General features: G+C 68.9%; 11 protein-coding genes. All 11 read left to right on the top strand.

Features of this window, described 5'->3' with window-relative positions; genetic code table 11:
* The first annotated feature begins 100 nt into the window (after positions 1-100).
* Positions 101-3,118, top strand: a complete 3,018-nt coding sequence (locus tag LRS53_RS17185) for a cellulose biosynthesis protein BcsC (protein WP_231356694.1) — start codon at positions 101-103, stop codon at positions 3,116-3,118.
* A 363-nt stretch (positions 3,119-3,481) separates the two neighbouring features.
* A complete protein-coding gene (locus LRS53_RS17190) occupies positions 3,482-4,531 on the top strand; it encodes a cellulose synthase operon protein YhjQ/BcsQ (protein ID WP_231356695.1) in 1,050 nt (349 codons plus the stop codon).
* A gap of 2 nt (positions 4,532-4,533) precedes the next feature.
* A complete protein-coding gene (gene bcsA, locus LRS53_RS17195; RefSeq protein ID WP_231356696.1) occupies positions 4,534-6,732 on the top strand; it encodes a UDP-forming cellulose synthase catalytic subunit in 2,199 nt (732 codons plus the stop codon).
* Positions 6,729-8,963 (top strand): cellulose biosynthesis cyclic di-GMP-binding regulatory protein BcsB, encoded by a 2,235-nt coding sequence (bcsB, locus tag LRS53_RS17200; protein ID WP_231356697.1) that lies wholly within the window; start codon positions 6,729-6,731, stop codon positions 8,961-8,963. The genes bcsA and bcsB overlap by 4 nt, the downstream gene beginning before the upstream one ends.
* 3 nt (positions 8,964-8,966) lie before the next feature.
* Complete coding sequence (locus LRS53_RS17205; protein WP_231356698.1) at positions 8,967-12,749, top strand: cellulose biosynthesis protein BcsC; 3,783 nt, start codon at positions 8,967-8,969, stop codon at positions 12,747-12,749.
* A gap of 14 nt (positions 12,750-12,763) precedes the next feature.
* Positions 12,764-13,429: a cell division protein FtsQ gene (locus tag LRS53_RS17210; RefSeq protein WP_017642524.1), complete on the top strand. Its 666-nt coding sequence runs from the start codon at positions 12,764-12,766 to the stop codon at positions 13,427-13,429.
* A gap of 35 nt (positions 13,430-13,464) precedes the next feature.
* Positions 13,465-14,076 (top strand): alginate O-acetyltransferase AlgF, encoded by a 612-nt coding sequence (locus LRS53_RS17215; protein WP_231356820.1) that lies wholly within the window; start codon positions 13,465-13,467, stop codon positions 14,074-14,076.
* 13 nt (positions 14,077-14,089) lie between these two features.
* Complete coding sequence (locus LRS53_RS17220; protein ID WP_231356699.1) at positions 14,090-15,505, top strand: MBOAT family O-acyltransferase; 1,416 nt, start codon at positions 14,090-14,092, stop codon at positions 15,503-15,505.
* A gap of 10 nt (positions 15,506-15,515) precedes the next feature.
* Positions 15,516-16,661 (top strand): alginate O-acetyltransferase AlgX-related protein, encoded by a 1,146-nt coding sequence (locus tag LRS53_RS17225; protein WP_231356700.1) that lies wholly within the window; start codon positions 15,516-15,518, stop codon positions 16,659-16,661.
* 62 nt (positions 16,662-16,723) lie between these two features.
* A complete protein-coding gene (locus tag LRS53_RS17230; protein ID WP_017642528.1) occupies positions 16,724-18,052 on the top strand; it encodes a bifunctional DedA family/phosphatase PAP2 family protein in 1,329 nt (442 codons plus the stop codon).
* A 100-nt stretch (positions 18,053-18,152) separates the two neighbouring features.
* Positions 18,153-20,699 carry an ATP-binding protein gene (locus tag LRS53_RS17235; RefSeq protein ID WP_231356701.1) on the top strand — a complete coding sequence of 849 codons (2,547 nt, stop codon included), beginning with the start codon at positions 18,153-18,155 and terminating at the stop codon, positions 20,697-20,699.
* The last annotated feature ends 38 nt before the right edge of the window (positions 20,700-20,737 follow it).

Raw genomic sequence — 20,737 nt, forward strand, 5'->3', positions numbered from 1 at the left:
TGCCGTTCAGCTTGCGTTCAGCTATTCCCTAATAGCCGAAAACGTTCCAGCTCTGCGCCAGGTGCTGCAGCGACGCCTACCAGCCTTCACGGAAAGAACCATGCCCAAGCACCTCACCTTGTCCCTTGGTCTGCTCGCCCTGCTGATCCATGCCGACGCGACCTGGGCCGCCGCTGCCGACGCCGCACCGACCGCGGCCGCCGTCCAGGCGCTGGAAGCCCAGCTGAAGAAGACGCCCCAGGATCCGGACGCCCTGGGCAAGCTGGGCAGTGCCCGGCTGGCGCAGCAGCGCTGGACCGATGCCGAGCAGTTGCTGACCCAGGCCGTGCAGAAGGGTGGCAAGACCTGGCAGCCGGCGCTGGACGAGGCGCGCTACCACCACCTGCTGGAACGCGCCCATGCGGCCGAGAACAAGCGCGAGCTGGACCAGGCGCGGGATCTGAGCGTGGAAGCCATTCGGCTGAAGCCCGAAGCGGTCGAGGCGCAGCTGTTCCTCGCCGGCATCCAGAGCCAGAAGCGCCAATGGGAACTGGCCGAGGCCACCTACCGCCAGGTGCTGATGCGCGAGCCGGCCAACGTCGACGCCTACTACGGGCGCATCGCCGCGCTCAACGAGCTGGGCCGCACCGAAGAAGCCCTGCAATTGACCAAGAATCTGCAGCCCAGCGCCAAGAATCAGGTCAAGGGCCTGGATCGCCTGCGCGCTGGCCAGGCCATGCAGGAAGCCGAAGCCGCCGAGGCGCGGGGCGATCTGCAGGGCGCCTCGCGGCTGCTGGAACAGGCCCGCAAGGAAGCCCCGGAAGATCCCTGGCTGCGCCTGGCCCAGGCCCGCCTGGAGGTCCGTCAGGGCCGGCCGCGCGCCGCCCGCGATCTGGTGGACAGTCTGGTCAAGGATGGCGCCCAGCGCCCCGAGGTGCTTTATGCCAGCGCCCTGCTGTCCAACGAGCTGGGTGAATACCCGCGCGCCATGCAGACCCTGATGCGCATTCCCCAGGCGCAGCGTTCGCCGGATATGAACGCCCTGGCCGCGCGCCTCACCTTCAACGAACAACTGGCCGAGACCGTGGCCCTGGCCAAGCAGGGTCGCCGCGAGGAAGCGCGCAGCCTGATGCAGCGCCTGGAAGCCCGGGCCGGGCGCAATCCGGATCTGATCGGCGATCTGGCCGAGGCCTTCGCCACCGCTGGCGATCCCGAACACGGTCTGGCCCTGCTCAAGCCGATGATCTCCGGCGATACCCGCCCGGCGCCCGCCATGCAGCTGCACTACGCCAGCATTCAGCTACAGCTGAACCAGGACCAGACCGTGGGCAACGTCCTGCGCGACCTGCAGGGCGTGGTACTCGACAGTGGCGAGAAGCAACAGTACGACGATCTCCTCGCCCGCTATCGCATCCGTCAGGCCGATCGCCTCACCGATCAGGGCAAGCTGGCCGCCGCCTACGACACCCTGGCCCCGGCGCTCAAGGCCCGTCCCGACGACAAGGCCGCCCAGGCCGCCCTGGCGCGCATGTACCTGGCCAGTGGCGACACCCAGAAGGCCCGCCAGCTCTATCGCGACGTGCTCAGCGACCAGCCCAAGGACGCCGAACTCTACCTGGGCGCCGCCGAGATCGCCGCCAAGTCCCAGGACAGCGTCACCGCCCGCCAGTATCTGGATCAGGCGGTCAAGCTCGGCCAGAGCGATCCCCAGGTGCTGCGCCGCGCCGCCCTGCTCTATCGCGACATCGGCATGGCCGGTACCGCGACCGGCCTGCTGGAGCAGGTGGTGCAGGTGGAGCGCAAGGATCGCGAATCCGCGGCCCGCGCCGCCGGTGCCAGCGACAATCCCTTCGCCACCCTGCCCGGGCAGACCCGCAGCGATGACGCCCTGGCCGCCGTTCCGGCCGCCGCGGGTGGCAACGCCGGCGGCGCCGACTACGCCTGGAGCGATCCGCTGCAGGCGCAGAAGGCTGCCAACAACCCCTTCAGCGACCTGTCCGTGGTGCCCACCAGCAGCCTGTCGAGCAGCCTGGCCACCGAACAGATACTCGGCCAGTTGCAGCGCGAGCGCAGCATCCGCATCACCCAGGGTCTGAGCGTACGCAGCTACGATCCCAGCGGCAGTTCGCGTCAGACCACCGTCAGCGCGCCGCTGGAGATCTCCTTCCCCGCCGGCGACCAGCGCCTGGCCGTGCGCGTCACCCCGACGCGAATCAACGACAGCAGCAGCGAGGGCAGCCAGAAGGAAAACGGCGTGGCGGCATCCATCGCCGTGGAAGACGCCGGGCGCGGCCTCAAGGGCGATATCGGCGTCTCGCCGGTGGGCCTGAGATACAGCACCGTGGTGGGCGGCGCGACCTTGGAACGCCCGCTGAGCAGCCTCAGCGAGAACCTGCTCTATGCCCTGAGCGTGTCGCGGCGTTCGGTGACCGACTCCCTGGCCTCCTACGGCGGCATCCGCGATCCGCGCACCGGCCAGGAGTGGGGCGGCGTCACCGCCAATGGCGGCTTGGCGCGACTGAGATACGACGACGGGCGCTACGGCTCCTACATCTACGGCGCGGCCCATCGCCTGACCGGCCATGACGTCAAAAACAACGACCGCTTCGAGATCGGCACCGGCGTCTACTACTATCTGCGCAATGGCCCGGACAGCCTGTTCACCGTGGGCCTTTCGGCCACCGCGATCGGCTACGACAACAATCAGAACCACCTGACCTACGGTCATGGCGGTTACTTCAGTCCACAGCGCTACTTCGCCATCGGCGTGCCCCTGGTGTGGGCGCAGCGCGGCGATCTCTGGGCCTATCAGGTGCAGGGCATGCTGGGCGTGCAGACCATTCGCCAGGACGCCGCGGATCGCTATCCCGACGACGCCGCCCTGCAGGCGGCCGCGGAAGCCGCCGGCGAAGGCCAGTATGGCAGCAAGAGCAAGACCGGCGTGGCCTACAGCCTCTCGGCCAACGGCGAATACCGCCTCAGCGGGCAGTTCGCCCTGGGCGGTCGCCTGGGCATGGACAATGCCCAGGACGAGCGCGACGTCAACGGCAACCTCTATCTGCGCTACTTCTTCGAAGAGCAGGAAGGCCGACCGCAACTCTCGCGGCCGCAGCCCTACCGTTCGCGCAACGAGGAATAAGCACAAAGGCCCGTACCCGCGGGCCTTTTTCTTACCCTGCGGCATCCTCCCTTCGCCACCGAAACGACCGCTCATCCCCACATTCGTCGTCGCTTCGACCGCCCCATCCCCAGGCCGCGCCTTTCGTCCGAACCGCACCAGACATGGCGTTGACGAGGTATCGAGGTCATCCAACCATTGCCGCAAGACAGAGGCGAATAGCGCAACTATCCGTTCGCTCCGCTGCAATGCCCGCATACGCATTTTCAATTGGTGCGTCACGAATCCCGCGTGACAGTATTCGCAAAAATGACGCCTGGTGGCTTTTAGCCATTAATCTGACGTCAAGCATCCGCCCAGCCCCTCAACCTCCCGGAATCAGCCATGGTCCGTTCGCTGGATATTGCCAATCTGTTCCGCTCCTTCGGCGGTGATCCCCAGCGCTACCAGGAATTCGAGGCGCCCGAAGCGGAGTTGCATGAGGCGGTCTCGACGGCTGCGCCGCTGCCGTCCCCACGCGCACCGGTCGAAGCGGTCAGGGCGCTTGCCGAGCCTGCCGTTCAGGCCGAGCCAGGCGAGTTGCCGCCGCTGTCGCGGGAGCTGGCGCAGCTGCACAGCAGCCGCCAGGCCAGCCAGGCGGTCGCTGCGCTGGATCAGGCGCTGAGTCGCTCGCGACCGGCACTGGCCGGTCCGGTGCTGGCACTGACCTCGGCCCGGGGCGGGACCGGCAAGACGGTCATCGCCGCAGGCCTGGCCCAGGCACTGAGCCGCAGCGGCCAGGCGGTGCTGCTGGTGGAGCTGGACAGTCAGAACGTGCTGTCTTCGCTGTTGCTGCAGGAAGCCTCGTCCACCACCGGCTCGATCAGGGCTCCGCTCTCCGCCTGCCTGGCGGTGGACGATCGCCTGCGCCTGGTGCCCTTCGGCGCCCCCGACGACCTGGATCTGCAGGCTTTGGAACGCGCGCTGGCCACCGACACCCAGTGGCTGACGCGGCGCCTGCAGGCACTCGACGTCCCCGCCGACACCCTGGTGATCCTCGACTGCCCCACGGGCTCGACGCCCTTGACCCGTCAGGCGCTGGCCCTGGCCACCCGGGTCCTCGGGGTGACGACCGCGGATGCGACCGGCTATGCCAGTCTGCCGCGCCTCGAACGCCAGTGGCAGCACTGCACCGGCCAGGTCCATCCGCTGCACCTGCTCAACCGGGTCGATCCTGCACGTCCCCTGAGTCAGGACATCGCTGCCATCGTGGCGCATTCCTGGGGCGACCGCCTTCTCGGCGTACTGCCGGAAAGTCCTGATCTGGAGCAGGCACTGGCCTTGGGCCAGGGGTTGGCCAGCGTCCAGGACGCCTGGGCGCACGGCCTCGCCGAGTTGGGCCGGGAATTGCTCGGCGAGCTGCGACCGGCCTTGCGTTACGCGGCGCATTCCTAGCCATGAGCGTTCTCGACCGCCTGGATCAGATTCGCCAGCGCCGCGCGGCGCGCAGTGCCGACGTCCCGCCCGCAACGCCGGTGGCGCCGGCCTGGCTGCAGCTGCTCGCTTGGACGGCCGCCGCGCTGCTGGGCGCCCTGCTGGTGAGCGTACCCCTGGCGCTGGAAGAGCAGGCGCTGTTCGCCGTCGGCTGCTTCGTCGCGGCCCTGCTGCTGCGCCGGCTGCCCGGGCGGCTGCCGGTGATCGCGCTGATCCTCTTGTCGCTGCTGGCGTCGCTGCGCTACCTCTATTGGCGCCTGACCAGCACCCTGGGCTTCGAGACGCCGCTGGAAATGGTGCTCGGCTACGGGCTGGTGGCCGCCGAGCTCTATGCCCTGGCGGTGCTGGTGTTCGGCTATCTGCAGACCATCTGGCCGCTGCGCCGCACACCGGTGCCGCTGCCGGCCGATCCGGCCGCCTGGCCCACCGTGGACGTCTTCATCCCCACCTACAACGAAGCCCTGAGCATCGTGAAGCTGTCGATCCTGGCGGCCCAGGCCATCGACTGGCCGCGCGACAAGCTGCGGGTGCACGTGCTCGACGATGGCCGCCGCGAGGACTTCCGCCACTTCTGCGCGACCGCTGGCGTCTCCTACCTGGTGCGCGAGAACAACGAGCATGCCAAGGCCGGCAATCTCAACGCGGCGCTCAAGGTGACCGATGGCGAGTACATCGCCATCTTCGATGCCGACCACGTGCCGACGCGCTCCTTCCTGCAGGTCTGCCTGGGCTGGTTCCTCAAGGATCCGCAGCTGGCCATGCTGCAGACGCCGCACTTCTTCTTTTCCCCGGATCCCTTCGAGAAGAACCTCAAGACCTTTCGCACCGTGCCCAACGAGGGCGAACTGTTCTATGGGCTGGTGCAGGACGGCAACGACCTGTGGAACGCCACCTTCTTCTGCGGCTCCTGCGCGGTGATCCGGCGCACCATGCTGGAAGAGGTCGGCGGCGTGGCCACCGAGACGGTGACCGAAGACGCCCACACCGCGCTCAAGCTCAATCGGCTCGGTTACAACACCGCTTACCTGGGCATTCCCCAGGCCGCCGGTCTGGCCACCGAAAGCCTGTCGCGCCATATCGCCCAGCGCATCCGCTGGGCCCGCGGCATGGCGCAGATCTTTCGCATGGACAATCCGCTGCTGGGCAAGGGCCTCGCCCTCGGCCAGCGGCTCTGCTACCTCAACGCCATGCTGCACTTCTTCTATGGTCTGCCGCGCCTGGTGTTCCTCACCGCGCCACTGGCCTATCTGCTGTTCAGCGCGCAGATCTTTCACGCCTCGGCACTGCTGATCACCTGCTATGTGCTGCCCCATGTGCTGCATTCCAACCTGACCAACTCGCGCATCCAGGGCGAATTCCGCCACTCCTTCTGGAACGAGGTCTACGAGACGGTGCTGGCCTGGTACATCCTCAGACCCACGCTGCTGGCGCTGATCAACCCGCGGCTGGGCAAGTTCAACGTCACCGACAAGGGCGGCATCATCGCCCGCGACTACTTCGACTGGGAGCTGGCACGGCCCTACATCGTGCTGCTGGCACTCAATCTGCTCGGTCTGGGGGTGGGTATCGGTCGGCTGTTCTTCGGCGATCCCGAAGCGGTGACCACGGTGGCCATCAATCTGGTCTGGACCCTCTACAACCTGGTGATCGCCAGTGCTGCGGTGGCCGTGGCAAGCGAGACGCGCCAGGTACGCGCCGAACCGCGGGTGGCCGCCGCCCTGCCGGCCGAACTCGTCCTCGCCGATGGCAGCCGCCTGGCGTGCACTACCCTGGACTTCTCCCAGAGCGGCGTTGGCCTGCAGCTACCCGAGGGTGTGCAGGTGCCCGAGGGCAGCGCGGTCGAGGTGGAACTCAGCCGCGACGGTCGCAGCCGCCGCTTCCCGGCCACCGTGGCCTTCAGCCGCGCCGGCGCGGTGGGCACCCGCTTCGCCGAGCTCAGCGTCACCGAACAGCGCGAGCTGGTGCGCATGACCTTTTCCCGCGCCGATCTCTGGGCCGAGGCCTGGGGCAATCATCGCCCGGACTCCCTGCTGGGCTCGCTGCGCGAGGTCAGTCTGATCGGCCTGCGCGGCATCGCCGATCTCAATCGCAACGTCTGGCGCCTGAGCCGACCTTCCCGGCGCACGGCGCCCTCCTCTTCCGCCTCCCTGGACCGCCCATGACCGTGTCGCTTCGTCTCGCCCCGCTCCTGCTCGCCACCCTGGGTGCCGCACCCGCCATCACCCTGGCCCAGAGCGCACCCCCGGTAGCCGTGGCCATGGCCGGCAGCGGCTACGACAACAGCTTCAAGCAGCTCGGCGCGGTCTATCCCTTCAATCTGCGCGGCATCGACAGTCGCGACGGGGTCAGCTTCGATATCCGTGCCGACGAGATCGTCAGCGCCGCCAAGGTGACGTTGAACTACACCTATTCCCCGGCGCTGCTGCCGGAATTGTCCCAGCTCAATGTACTGGTCAACGACGAGGTCGCCGCCAGCATTCCGCTGCCCAAGGAGACCGCCGGCACGCCCCAGACCCGGGTGGTGGATATCCCGCCGCGGCTGATCACCGAGTTCAACCGGCTGAGCATCCAGCTGATCGGCCACTACACCATGCAGTGCGAAGACCCGCTGCACTCCAGTCTTTGGGCCAAGGTGAGCAACGGCAGCCGCCTGGACATCCAGGTCAACCGCCTGGACCTGGCGCCGGATCTGGCGCGCCTGCCGCAGCCGTTCTTCGATCGCCGCGATGCCCGCCCGCTGGAGCTGCCCTTCGTCATCGCCGGAGCGGCGGACAACGGCACCCTGGAGGCCGCCGGTACCCTGTCGTCTTGGTTCAGCGCCCTGGCCAGCTATCGCGGCGCCCGCTTTCCCAGTAGCCAGAGCGCCTTGCCGGCCAAGGGCAATGCCGTGGTGCTGGTCACCAGCGAAGAGCGCGCCAAGACCCTGGGCCTGAGTCTGCCGGCACCGGCGGCGGCGCGGGTCGACATCCTGGTCAACCCCTTCGATCCCCAGGGCCAGCTGCTGGTGATCTCCGGGCGCGATGCCAACGAACTCAAGCGCGCAGCGAGCGCCGTGGCCCTGGGTCACCAGACCCTGTCCGGCCAGGGCATGACCATCGAGACCCTGCAGGCGCTGCAACCGCGCAAGCCCTACGATGCGCCCAACTGGCTGCCCAGCGACCGACCGGTGCGTCTGGGCGAGCTGGCGACGCCCAAGGAGCTCGCCGTCTCCGGCTACGCGCCGGGAACGGTGACCGTGCCGCTGCGACTGCCGCCGGACCTGTTCCTCTGGCGCAACCAGGGGTTGCCGCTGCACCTCAGATACCGCTACACCCCGCAGCCGGTGGCGACCAATTCCTCGCTGCTGGTGAGCTTCAACGACCGCTTCGTGCAGTCCATCCCCCTGCCGTCCCAGGAGCACCTGGACCAGGGCTTGCTGGGTCTGATCAAGGACGAGGAATTGCCCCGCGAGGCCGAGGTGCGGCTGCCGCTGGATGGGGAGGCACTGCAGGCCCGCCTGCAATTCCGCTTCATGTACGACTACCTCAAGCAGGGTGAATGCCGCGACGTCATCATCGACAACATGCGCGGCACCCTGGAACCGGATTCGACCCTGGATCTGTCCGGCTATCGGCACTTCATCGCCCTGCCCAATCTGGGCGTGTTCAAGGACAGCGGCTTTCCCTTCACCCGCCTGGCGGATCTGAGCGAAACCGCGGTGATCCTGCCCGATGCGCCCAGCGCGGCGGAGATCGACAGCTACCTGAACGTGCTCGGCCGCTTCGGCAGTTCCACCGGCTATCCCGCCACCGCGGTCACCGTGGCCCGCGCGGGCGAGGTCGAGAGTCTGGCCGACAAGGACCTGCTATTGATCGCCAGCGGCGCCGACCAGCCGCTGCTGCAACGCTGGGCCGCCCAGTTGCCGGCCGGCTTCGCCGGCAACAGCCAGCGCTTCGAGGTTTCCGACCTGGCGTTCAAGGTGCGCCAGTGGTTCAGCAGTGACAACGCGGCCAGCCTGGCGCGCAGCCGCGCGGCCCTGAGTGCCAGTGGCAGTGCCGGCACGGCCTTCGTCGCCGGCTTCGAATCGCCGCTCAGGAGCGGTCGCAGCGTGGTGGCCCTGGTCGCCGCCCACCCCGAAGGTCTGGCCGACATCAGCCGCGCGCTCACCACCCGGGAAGACTATGCCCAGGGGCTGCAGGGCAGCCTGGCCATGGTGCGTGGCCAGCAGGTGCAGAGCCTGGTGGCCGACGAGACCTATCACGTCGGTAGCCTGGGGCCGCTGCTCTATGTCCGCTGGCAACTGGCTCGCCACCCGCTGTTGATGCTGGGCTTGAGCGCCCTGGGCGTGGCCTTGCTGGCCGGTCTGCTCTATGCGGCGCTGCGTGCCCGTGCCCGTCAACGGCTGGAGCGCTAGACCATGATCCGCACGCCACTGTTGGCTACCCTGCTGACCGGTCTCCTGCTGCCGCCCCTGGCCCTGGCGGCCGGCACGCCCGAAGCGCTGCTCATCGAGCAGGGGCATTTCTGGCAGGCACGCAAGAACGCGCCCCGCGCCCAGGAGACCTGGAACAAACTGCTCGAACTGGATGCGCAGCAGCCCGAGGCGCTCTACGGCCTGGGCCTGATCGAGGTACAAGCCGACCGGCTGTCGGCGGCCCAGGCCTATCTGCGCCGCCTGCAGGCGCTCAAGCCCCTGCCCCAGCAGGCCTTGCAACTGGAACAGGACATCGCCCTGGCCAGTGGCGACAATCCGCAGCGCCTGGTGGATGCTCGCCAATTGGTCAGCGAAGAAAAGCCCGTGCCGGCCCTGGCGCTCTATCGTCAGCTGTTTGGCGGTCGGCTGCCCCAGGGCGATCTGGCGCGGGAGTACTACGACATCCTCGCCTATACGCCCAATGGCTGGCAGGAAGCGGGTCCAGGCATCGAGCGCCTGCGCAAGCTGCAACCTGCCGACCCGGCGCTGATGCTGATCCAGGCCAAGCACCTGGCGCGTTTTCCGGCCAGTCGCAGCCGTGGCATCCAGGCCCTGGCCGATCTCAGCACGCGTAAGGACATCGGCGGCGAGGCCGCTGAGTACTGGCGCCAGGCCCTGGTCTGGAGCGGTCCGCCCGGTCCGGCCGAGGCGCCGCTGTTCGAAGCCTATCTACGCCAGCATCCCGACGACGCCGAGTTGCGCGCCCAGCTGGAAAAGGGCCGTGCCCTGAATCGCAGCGGCGGTCTGGATCCGCAACTGGCCCGCGGCATCGAGGCCTTGCGCCGCAATGAGCTGGGCGCTGCCGAAGAGGCCTTCCAGGCACGGCTCAAGACGGCACCTAACGACGCCAACGCCCTGGGCGGACTGGGCATCGTCCGCCAGCGCCAGGAGCGCTTCAGCGACGCCGAGGACCTCTTGAGCCGCGCCAGCCGCCAACCGGGCGGAGCGCGCTGGCAGGCACCCCTGGCCGAGGTGCGCTACTGGGCGCTGCTCGCCCAGGCCCGCCAGGCCCAGCAGAGCAACGACTTCACTACCGCTCGCGCCCGCGTGGAGCAGGCGCTGCGGCTGGACGCCAAGCGCCCCGAGGCACCGCTGGCCCTGGCCAGACTCCAGGCCCAGACCGGGCAGCTGGACGCCGCCGAGGCCGGTTATCGGCGGATCCTGCAGCAGGATCCGCGCAATCTGGAAGCCCGCCGGGGCCTGATCGACCTGCTGGCCGAGAGTGACCGTCCGGCCGAGGCCCTGCGCCTGCTCGACACCCTGACCCCGGCCGAGCGCGCCAAGCTCGGCAATCTGGATCGGCTCAAGGCCACCCAGGCCCTGCAGGAAGCCAAGCTGGCCGAAGGTCGTGGCGATCTTCAGGGCGCCCGGCGCGCCCTGGAAGACGCCCGACGCGCCGATCCGGACGATGTCTGGACACTGCTCGCCCTGGCCCGCCTGCAGCTGCGCCAGGGCCAGGCCCAGGCGGCCCGCCAGACCCTGGACAGTGGCCTGGCCAAGGATCCCCAACGCCCCGAGGCGCTCTATGTCCGCGCCCTGTTCGCCCTGGAGCAGCAGGATCCCGCGGCGGCGCGCGAGCTGCTCGGGCGCATCCCGTCGGCCCAGCGCACTCCGGCCATGAACGGCCTGGCCGCCGATCTCGACTTCGATGCCAGGGTAAGCGCCGCTCGCGACCTGGCCCGCCGCGGCCAGCAGCAGGCCGCACGCCGCCAGCTGGCGGCCCTGGAGCCGCAGGCCGGCGAGCGCGCCGCGGCCCTGGGTGGTCTGGCGGCGGCCTATGCCGAGGCCGGCGATCCCGAACGCGGGCTACGCCTGCTGCGCGATGTCCTGGCCCGCGAGCGCACGCCCGATCCCGCCCTGCGCCTGCAATATGGCGAGGTGCTGCTGCGCAGTGGCGCCGACGACGAGGTCAACGCCCTGCTGCACGACCTCCAGGGGCAGCGCCTGAGCGCCGCGCAACGTCAGGGCTATGAAGACCTGCTCTATCGCTATCGGGTGCGCCAGGCCGACCAGTTGCGCGAGCGCGGCGATCTGGTCACCGCCTACGACACCCTCGCGCCGGCCCTGGCCCAGCGCCCGGACGATGACCTGGCCAATGCCGCCCTGGCGCGGCTGTACCTGGCCAATGGCGAGGCCGACAAGGCGCTGCGCCTCTATGAGCCTCTGTTGCGCCGCGCGCCCGACAATCCCCGGCTGCAACTGGGCGCGGCCGATGCCGCCGTGCGCGCCCGTGACAGCGCCTATGCCGAGCGCGCCCTCGAACGCGCCGTCACCCTGGGCGCCGATGACGTGGCGGTGCTAACCGAGGCCGCACGTCTTTATCGCGCCCTGGGCCGCGATGGCCGGGCCACCGAACTGCTGCGCCAGGTGGTCGCGGTGGAGCGCCGCGACGCCGAGACCGCGCGGCCCCTGGCCAGCGCCCCGGCCAATCCCTTCGGCCCGCGGCGCGGCAGCGCCACCCTGGCCAGCCAGGCCATTCCGCCCACTGCCGAGCAGTTGCTGGCGGCGGCCAAAGCCGCGCCCCTGGCGGACGCGCCCGCCGCCCCGCAGGACAGCGCCGCCGAGCGCGCCCTCGACGACCTGCTGCAGACCCGCAGTGCGCGCATCACCCAGGGCCTCACCGTGCGCAGCAACGACAACGAGCGCGGCCTGGGCAAGCTCACCGACGTGGAGGCGCCGCTGGAGATCGACTTCCCGCTGGGCGACGTACGTCTGGCCGTGCGGGTGACCCCGGTCAGCCTGAACGCCGGCAGCGTCGGCAGCGACGCCCGCAGTCGCTTCGGTGGCGGTCCGGCCGCGACCCAGGCCGCGCCGGATGCCTCGCCGGGCAGCCAGAGCGACAGCGGCGTGGGCCTCGCGGTGGCCTACAGCGATCCCCAGCGCGGTCTCAAGGCCGACGCTGGCACCACCCCCCTGGGCTTTCTCTATGCCACGCCAGTGGGAGGGGTGAGCTTGGAGCGGCCGCTGACCGATAACAGCCGCTACACCCTCTCGGCCTCGCGCCGCGCGGTGATCGACAGCCTGACCTCCTTTGCCGGCAGCGAGGACGCCCGTACCGGTCAGCAATGGGGCGGCGTGACCGCCAACGGCGTACGCGGCCAGCTCGGTTATGACGACCGCCAGTTCGGCGCCTATGCCTATGCCTCCTGGTACCGACTGCTGGGCAACCATGTCGCCGACAACAGCCGCACCGAATTGGGCACCGGGCTGTACCGCTATCTGATCAACAGCGAAGACAGCCGCCTGACGCTGGGCCTGTCCCTCACCGGCATCGCCTACGACAACAACCAGGCCTTCTTCACCTACGGCCATGGCGGCTACTTCAGTCCGCAGCGCTTCTATGCCCTGGGCGTGCCCCTGACCTGGTCGCAGCGTACCGATCGCTGGACCTGGCAGCTGCGCGGCGCGGTGGGCGTGCAGCGCATCGTGCAGGACGGCGCCGACTTCTATCCGACCGACGCCCGGCTGCAGGCCGCGGCGAGCCAGGCGCTCGGCGCCCCGGCGGTCTATGGCGGCCAGAGCAAGACCAGTATCGGCTACAGCCTCCATGGCGCCACCGAGTACCAGCTCGGGCGCCAGCTGTTCGTTGGCGGCAACCTCGGCGTCGACAACGGCCGCGATTTCCAACAGCTCAATGGCGGCCTCTATCTGCGCTATACGCTGGATCCCCAGGACCGTGCACTCGCCCTGCCGGTCAGTCCCTATCGTTCCCCCTACGACAACTGATTCACGGAGCTCCCATGGCAGCCAGCCTTCTCACCGGCCTTACCATTCTCATGATCGGCGACAGCCACCTGGCCACCCCCGACTACCTGATCGGCGCCCTGCAGGACAGCCTGGTGCAGCAAGGCGCCAAGGTGCACACCCTGGGTATCTGCGGCACCAACGCCGGCGACTGGCTCAAGGTCACCCCTGGCACCTGCGGCGGCGCCGAGCGGCGCAACGGCGACAAGGCCGTGGTGCTCGGCGGCAAGGCCGCCACCCAGCCGATCAACGAACTCATCGCCGCCGACAAGCCCGACCTGGTGCTGATCGTCATGGGCGACACCATGGCCAGCTACACCAACCCCAGCTTTCCCAAGACCTGGGTCTGGCAGCAGACCACCAGCCTGACCAAGGCCATCGCCGCCACCAAGACCCACTGCGCCTGGGTCGGCCCGACCTGGGGCACCGAGGGCGGCAAATACGGCAAGACCTTCGACCGGGTCAAGCTGATGTCCGGCTTCCTCGCCAGCAACGTTGCACCCTGCAGCTACATCGACTCTCTGAGCTTCGCCAAGCCCGGTCAGTGGGCCACCATCGACGGCCAGCACCTCACCGGCCCGGGCTACAAGTCCTGGAGTTCGGCCATCGTCGACGCCCTGAACAAGCTGCCCGCCGACAAACTCAAGGGAGCCGCCCAGTGAAGGCCCTGCTGCTGCTCGGCCTGCTAGTGAGCGGGATGGCCCAGGCCGAGGTGTCCCTCTATCCCACCGGCCCCAGCGAAGACTCGGCTTTCCTCAGATTCGTCAACGCCGGCAGCGAGCCGCTGGCGCTACAGGCCTCCGGCTCCGCCGCACGCCTGCAACTGGAAGCCGCCAAGCCGGTCTCCGACTACCTGACGGTGCCGGCGACCAAGGCCATCCAGGGCGAACTGGTCCAGGGCGCGGCCAAGGCCCCGCTGGAGCTGACCGTGGCCGCCGGTGAATTCGCCACCCTGGTAGTCCTGCCCGGCAGCCCGCTGGTGCAGCGCCTGGTGCGCGAGCAACCCGACGACTTCAACGCCCTCAAGGCCTCGCTGGCTTTCTACAGCCTGAATCCGCAGTGCGCGAACCCGGGGCTGCAGGCGGCCGGTCGCAATGCCGAGATATTCAAGAACGTTGCCGACGGCACCCTCCAGCGCCGCAGCCTCAACGCCGTGGCGCTCAAGGTGCAGCTGACCTGCGCCGGCCAGGCCACCGGTGACGCCCTGGACCTGGGCGAACTCAAGGCCGGCGAGCGCTACAGCGTGCTGCTGCTGCCCGGCGCCGCGGGTCCGCGGTTGCTCGCCACCCAGGACGCTATCGCCCACTAAGGACAGCCGCTCGATGGTCTTCGCCTCGCTGGAATTCCTCACCCTCTTCCTGCCGCTGTTCCTGCTGGTCTACGCCCTGGCGCGGCCCGGCGGGCGCAACGGGGTGCTGCTGGTGGGCAGCTGGCTGTTCTATGGCTGGCTGAGTCCGCTGTTCCTGCTGCTGCACATGGCCCTGGCCTTGCTAGCCTGGGTCGGCGGGCTACTGGTGGATCGCGCGCGCGAAGGCTCAAGGACCCGGCTGCGGCTGCTCGCCGGGCTGATCGTGCTCAACCTGGCGGTGCTCTGCTGGTACAAGTACGCCAACATCGTCGCCGCCACCTGGAGTCAGGTGCTGGTGAGCGCCGGCGCCCTGCCGCTGGACTGGCAGAAGGTGGCCTTGCCGGCCGGGCTGTCCTTTATCGTGCTGCAGGCCATCTCCTACCTGGTGGATGTCCACCGCCACGTGGTGCCGGTGGAGCGCAGCTTCGTCAACTACGCCACCTACATCTCCATGTTCGGCCACTCCATTGCCGGGCCGATCATCCGCTACGACTGGGTGCGGCGCGAACTCAACCAGCGCTGGTTCACTCGTGAGAATTTCGCCCTCGGCGCGCGCCGTTTCATGATCGGCCTGTGCATGAAGGTGCTGGTGGCCGACACCCTGTCGCCGCTGGTGGATGTGGCCTTCCACCTCGATCAGCCGTCCTTCGTCGACGCCTGGATCGGCTGCCTGGCCTATTCGCTGCAGCTGTTCTTCGACTTCGCCGGCTACAGCGCCATGGCCATCGGCCTGGGCCTGATGCTGGGTTTCCACTTCCCGGAAAACTTCAACCGACCCTATCTCGCCCGCAGCATCCAGGACTTCTGGCGGCGCTGGCACCTGTCGCTGTCCAGCTGGCTGCGCGACTATCTCTACATCTCCCTGGGCGGCAATCGCGGCGGTCGCTGGCGCACCTATCGCAATCTCTTCCTGACCATGGCCATCGCCGGCCTCTGGCACGGCGGCGACAGCTGGAACTACCTGCTCTGGGGCATGCTGCACGGCCTGGCGCTGTGCCTGGATCGCCTCTGGGACGAACTCGGTGGCCGCCCGCTGCCGCGTCCCCTGGCCCACGGCCTGACCCTGCTGTTCGTGGCCCTGGCCTGGACGCTGTTCCGCGCGCCGGACTTCGCCACGGCGCTGTCGATGTACGCCGGTCAGTTCGGCCTGCACGGCTTCGCCCTGGGCGATGCCCTGACCGTGACCCTGAGACCCGTGCACGGCCTGGCCGCCACCCTGGGTGTGGCCTGCGTCCTGGCCCCGCTGTGGCAGGCGCGCATCGAGGCGCGTCTGCCCGGCAGCGCCCTGCTGCGCGGTGTCGGTGCCCTTTGGCCGATAGCCGGCTTCCTGCTCTGCTTCGCGCTGATCGCCAGCCGCGAAGCCGTGCCCTTCCTCTACTTCCAGTTCTGAGGCCGCCGTCATGAGCGCTCCCGCCCTGCCGCCCTCGCCCGCCCCGCAGCCGCCCAGTGTCACCAGCACGCGCCTGGCGCCCCTGGCGGGAATCGTCTTCGCGCTGTTCCTGGCACTTGGCCTGGCGTCCTGCGCCTGGGCGCTGCTGAGCGAGCGCCTGTCGCTCTGGCCGGAGCGGGTGGATCGCCACGCCCTGCTCGAAGGCGAGCTCACCCACCATATCGCCAAGGAGCTGGCCAAGGCGCCGCTGCCGGAAGCGGCTGCCCGCCTGGAACGGGGCGCCAGCTGGCTGCTGCTGGGCGATACCGGTCCGCGGGTACGTCAGGGCTGCCCTGGCTGGCTGTTTCTCGCCGAAGAACTCGACGTCCCGCGCCAGGCGGCCGCCAATGCCCGGGCCCGCGCCCAGACGGTGATCGAGCTGCGTCGGCAACTGGCTGCCCGGCACATCCAGCTGCTGGTCACCGTGGTGCCGGACAAGAGCCGCATCGCCGCCGACCAGCTGTGCAGCCTGCACCGACCGGCCGCCTTCGCCAGCCGCGTCGCCGACTGGACGCGGCTGCTCAGCGCCGCCCAGGTGCCGGTGCTCGACCTCACCGCGGCACTCGCACCCCTGGGCAGCGCCGCCTTCCTGCGCACCGACACCCACTGGAACGAGACCGGTGCCGAGGCCGCGGCCCGCGCCCTGGCCACCCATATCCAGGCGCTGCCCTTCCACGCCACTCCGGCGCGGGCCTTCAGTCGTACGCACCTGGCGCCAGCGCCGCGGCCCGGTGACCTGGTGCGCCTGGCCGGCCTGGACTGGCTACCGCCGCGCCTGCAACCCGCGCCCGAGGTCCTGCAGCTGACCCAGGTCGACAGCCGCGCCGCGGCCGGTGCCAGCGATGACCTGTTCGGCGACGGCGACCTGCCCAATGTCGCGGTGATCGGCACCTCCTTCTCGCGCAATTCCAATTTTCTGCCCTTCCTGGAACAGGCCCTGGGGGCCAGCGTCGGGCGCTTCGCCAAGGACGGCGGACATTTCGCCGGCGCGGCTCGGGACTACTTCGACAGCCCTGCCTTCCGACAAACCCCGCCACAGTTATTGGTCTGGGAAATTCCCGAGCGCGATTTACAATCTCCCCGCCCCGAGGCGTTGCGTCTCGATCCGCGTCCTTGAGGCAACCAAGGCTTTCCCCATGGGTCTGAGGACGCAGCCCTTAGCTCCCAGGAAGCCTTTCGATGACGGAACTGTTCGCCGGCCTGACCCAGTGGATCACCCATCACAATGAGTGGCTCGGCGTTGCCATCTTCGTCGTAGCCTTTCTCGAATGCCTGGCCTTGGCCGGTTTGGTGGTGCCTGGCACGGTGGTGCTGTTCGCCATTTCCATCGCTGCCGGCAACGGCGCCATGAGTCTCTTCGACACCCTGCTGCTCGGCTTCCTGGGTGGCATCCTCGGCGATGCCGTATCGTATTTTCTCGGCCGCCATTTCCACGAACGCATTCGCCGCCTGCCAGGTCTGCGTACCCATCCCGAATGGATCAGCCGCGCGGAAGACTTCATCCACAAGTACGGCGTTGCCAGCCTGCTGGTCGGCCGCTTCATCGGCCCCTTGCGGCCCCTGTTGCCGCTGATCGCCGGCATGCTCGACATGCCCGTGGTGAAGTTCGCCGCCGTCAGTCTGGTGGCCGCGACTGGCTGGTCGATCGCGGCTCTGGGTCCAGGCTGGGTGGCCGGGGCGGCCTTGCGCCTGCCGCTGCCCGAGGGCTTCTGGTATCAGGCGGGCCTCGTGACGGGCGGCACTGTGCTGCTGGCGACCGTCATCGCCCACGGCGCCTGGCGCGAGCGGGCCGGCACCACCCTGCTCAGCGGTGCGCTCTGCCTGGTCGGTCTGCTGGCCCTGCTGTTCGGCTGGCACCACCTGCGCGCCTTCGACGAGGGACTGATGGCGCTGGTCCAGGAGCATCGCGAAGGCTGGCTCAACCTGGTCGCCGTGGTCATTACCCGCATGGGCGATTTCCGCACCCAGCTGATCCTCGCCGCGGTGCTGATTCTGGTGCTGGCCGCCTTCCGCCAGTGGCGGCCGCTGCTGTTCGCCCTGGGCACCACCCTGGGCACCGCCCTGGCCAATGGCCAACTGAAGAACCTGCTGGCCCGCGCCAGACCGGACGTGCTGGCCGAGCCACTCACCACCTACAGTCTGCCCAGCGGCCACAGTTCGGCCTCCTTTGCCTTCTTCCTGACCCTGGGCATCCTGGTCGGTCGCCGCTACGGGCCACGCGGGCGCCTCGCCTGGCTGGTGATCGCGGCCCTGCCGGCCGCGCTCATCGCCCTCAGTCGCGTTTATCTGGGCGTGCACTGGCCGACCGACATCCTCGCCGGCGCCCTGCTCGCCGGGGGCTTCTGCGGCCTGAGTCTGGCGCTGTTGCAAAAGACCGGCGGCAATCGCCTGGAACCCGTTCCGACCCGGACCTGGTGGGTACTGTTGCCGCTGATCCTGCTGATCCTGGCTTTCGCCGCGGGCTGGGCCCTACCGGAGGCCATCGAACGCTACGCGCCCCGCCTGTAGCGCCACCCCGAACTAAAAAAACCTGTCGCGGTCATGCAGTTCCGGTGCAATTGTGGTCTGAACGCCTGGAACGGCAGAAGTGGCTGGGGAGAGGTGATCGATGGCAGCGCAGATTGCCGACTGGAACGAATTGGACTTTCTCGCCGGCGGCGGCGAAATGGGTGCCCGGTTGCGCACCCACGACTGGTCGGAATCCCCTCTGGGCGCGCCGTCGCAGTGGCCACAATCACTGCGCTCCGCACTCAGCATCTGCCTGAATTCCAGCTTTCCCACCGCCATCTACTGGGGGCCGGACCTGCTGCTGCTCTACAACGACGCCTGGGCGCCGACCCCCGCCGAGCGGCATCCCTGGGCCCTGGGCCGTCCGGCGCAGGAGGTCTGGCAGGACATCTGGCCGGTGGTGGGGCCGCAATTCGAGCAGGTCCTGAGCACCGGCCAGGGCTTTTCCGTCTTCGACCAGTTGCTGCCGATGGTGCGTCAGGGCGTGGTCACCGAGACCTACTGGAACTACAGCTTCACGCCGATCCGTGGGGAAGGCGGCGAGATCGCCGGATTGTTCAACCAGGGGCACGAGACCACCCAACGCATCCTCGACGAACGCCGCCGCGCCGCCGATGCCGCGCGCCAGCGGCGGATGTTCGAACAGGCGCCGGGCTTCGTCGCCATCGTCCGCGGCCCGGATCACGTCTTCGATTTCGTCAACGTCTCCTTCAGCCGACTGTTCGATGGTCGGCCCCGCGAAGGTCTCACGGTACGCGAAGTCTTTCCCGAGCTGCAGAATCAGGGTTACTTCGAGTGGCTCGAACAGGTCTATCGCAGCGGTCGCCGCTTCGTCGCCGAACACCAGCCGATGCGCCTGGAAACCGCGGGTGAACCGATGCGGACCCTGTACCTGGATTTCATCTATGAACCCCTGACCGACGAAACCGGCCAGGTGATCGGCATCTTCTGCCAAGGGCAGGACGTCACCGAAGCCCATCTGGCACGGGCCGCCCTGGAGGCCAGCGAGCGCCGCTTTCGCACCGCCCTGGAAATCGAGACGGTGGGGGCGCTGTGCTTCGACGCCGAGGGCCGGTTGATCGATGCCAACGACGCCTTCCTGCGCATGAGCGGGCATGACCACGGGGATCTGGCGGCCGGTCGCATCGCTTGGCCCGCGCCGACGTTGCGATGCGCCGACGACCAGCTGCCGCCCGACGAGCGCAGCTATCGGCGACGCGACGGCTCGACTGGCTGGGCCCTGGTGGCGGCCAAGCGCCTGCCCGACGGCAGTGCCTTCGAATTCCTCGTCGACATCAGCGACCGCAAGCAGGCCGAGGCCGAGTTGCGCGAGGAAACCCGTACCCTGGAAGCCCTCAAGCGCATCGACACGGAGCTGGCCAGCCAGCTGGATCTGGCGCACCTGGTGCAGACCGTGACCGATGCCGGCGTGGAGCTGACCGGAGCGGACTTCGGCGCCTATTTCAATCCACAGCCCGAAGCGCGTGGCGGGCGCCTACAGCGCTTCACCCTGTCCGGCGTCGAGCGAGGTGTTTTCGAGCAGTTCGGCGAGTCCGGCGCCACCGCGCTGTTCGCCACCACCCTGGACAGCGCGGGCGTGGTCCGGAGCGACGACCTGGCGAGCGATCCCCGGCTTGGCCAGGCCCTGGCGACTCCCGGCAGAACGGCCAGCCGTCTGCCCCTGCGCAGCTATCTGGCCGTCTCGGTGGTAGCCCGCAGCGGGGCGGTGCTGGGCGGACTGGGCTTCGGCCATCCCGAGCCGAGGCGCTTCAACACCCGCCACGAACGGCTGATGGTCGCCCTGGCCGCCCGTGCGGCCATTGCCATCGAACAGGCCCAGTTGTTCCAGGCGGTGCGGACCGCCAACGAGACCCTCGAACAGCGGGTGATCGAGCGCACCGCCGAGTTGACCCAGGCCCAGCAGGCCCTGCACCAGGCGCAGAAGATGGAAGCCATCGGCCAACTGACTGGCGGCATCGCCCATGACTTCAACAACCTGCTGGCCGGCATCATCGGCAGCCTGGAGCTGATCGAGCGCCGCCTGCAGCAGAACCGTACCGACCAGCTCGACCGGCTGCTCGGTGGCGCCCAGGCCTATGCCGCGCGCGCGGCCTCCCTGACCCAGCGGTTGCTGGCCTTTTCCCGGCGGCAGACCCTGGAACCCAAGCCCACCGACGTCAACGAGCTGATGCTGGCCATGGAGGAGCTGATCCGTCGCAGCGTCGGCCCGGCGATCGAGGTCCAGGCCGAGCCGGCGGAGCCGCTCTGGCCGACGGTGATCGATGCGGTCCAGCTGGAAAGCGCCCTGCTCAATCTGGCGATCAACGCCCGCGATGCCATGCCCCAGGGAGGCCAGCTGCGGTTGTCCACGGCCAATCTGCCCGAGGATGCCCCGGAGCGACCGCACGACCTGCCCGCCGGCGACTATGTGAGGGTCAAGGTGAGCGATACCGGGACCGGCATCGCGTCGGAGATAGTGGAGCGGATCTTCGATCCCTTCTTCACCACCAAGCCGCCAGGCCAGGGCACCGGCCTGGGACTGTCGATGGTGCACGGCTTCGTGCACCAGTCGGGCGGTCAGATCCAGGTGGACACCACGCCTGGCGCGGGTACCTGCATCTCGCTCTATCTGCCACGGGCGCCGTAGGGCGACGCCCGCGATTCTTGAGCGACGCCTGGCGGCGC

The sequence above is a fragment of the Pseudomonas sp. PLB05 genome (assembly GCF_021106615.1).
GTDB classification, from domain to species: Bacteria; Pseudomonadota; Gammaproteobacteria; order Pseudomonadales; family Pseudomonadaceae; genus Chryseomonas; species Chryseomonas benzopyrenica.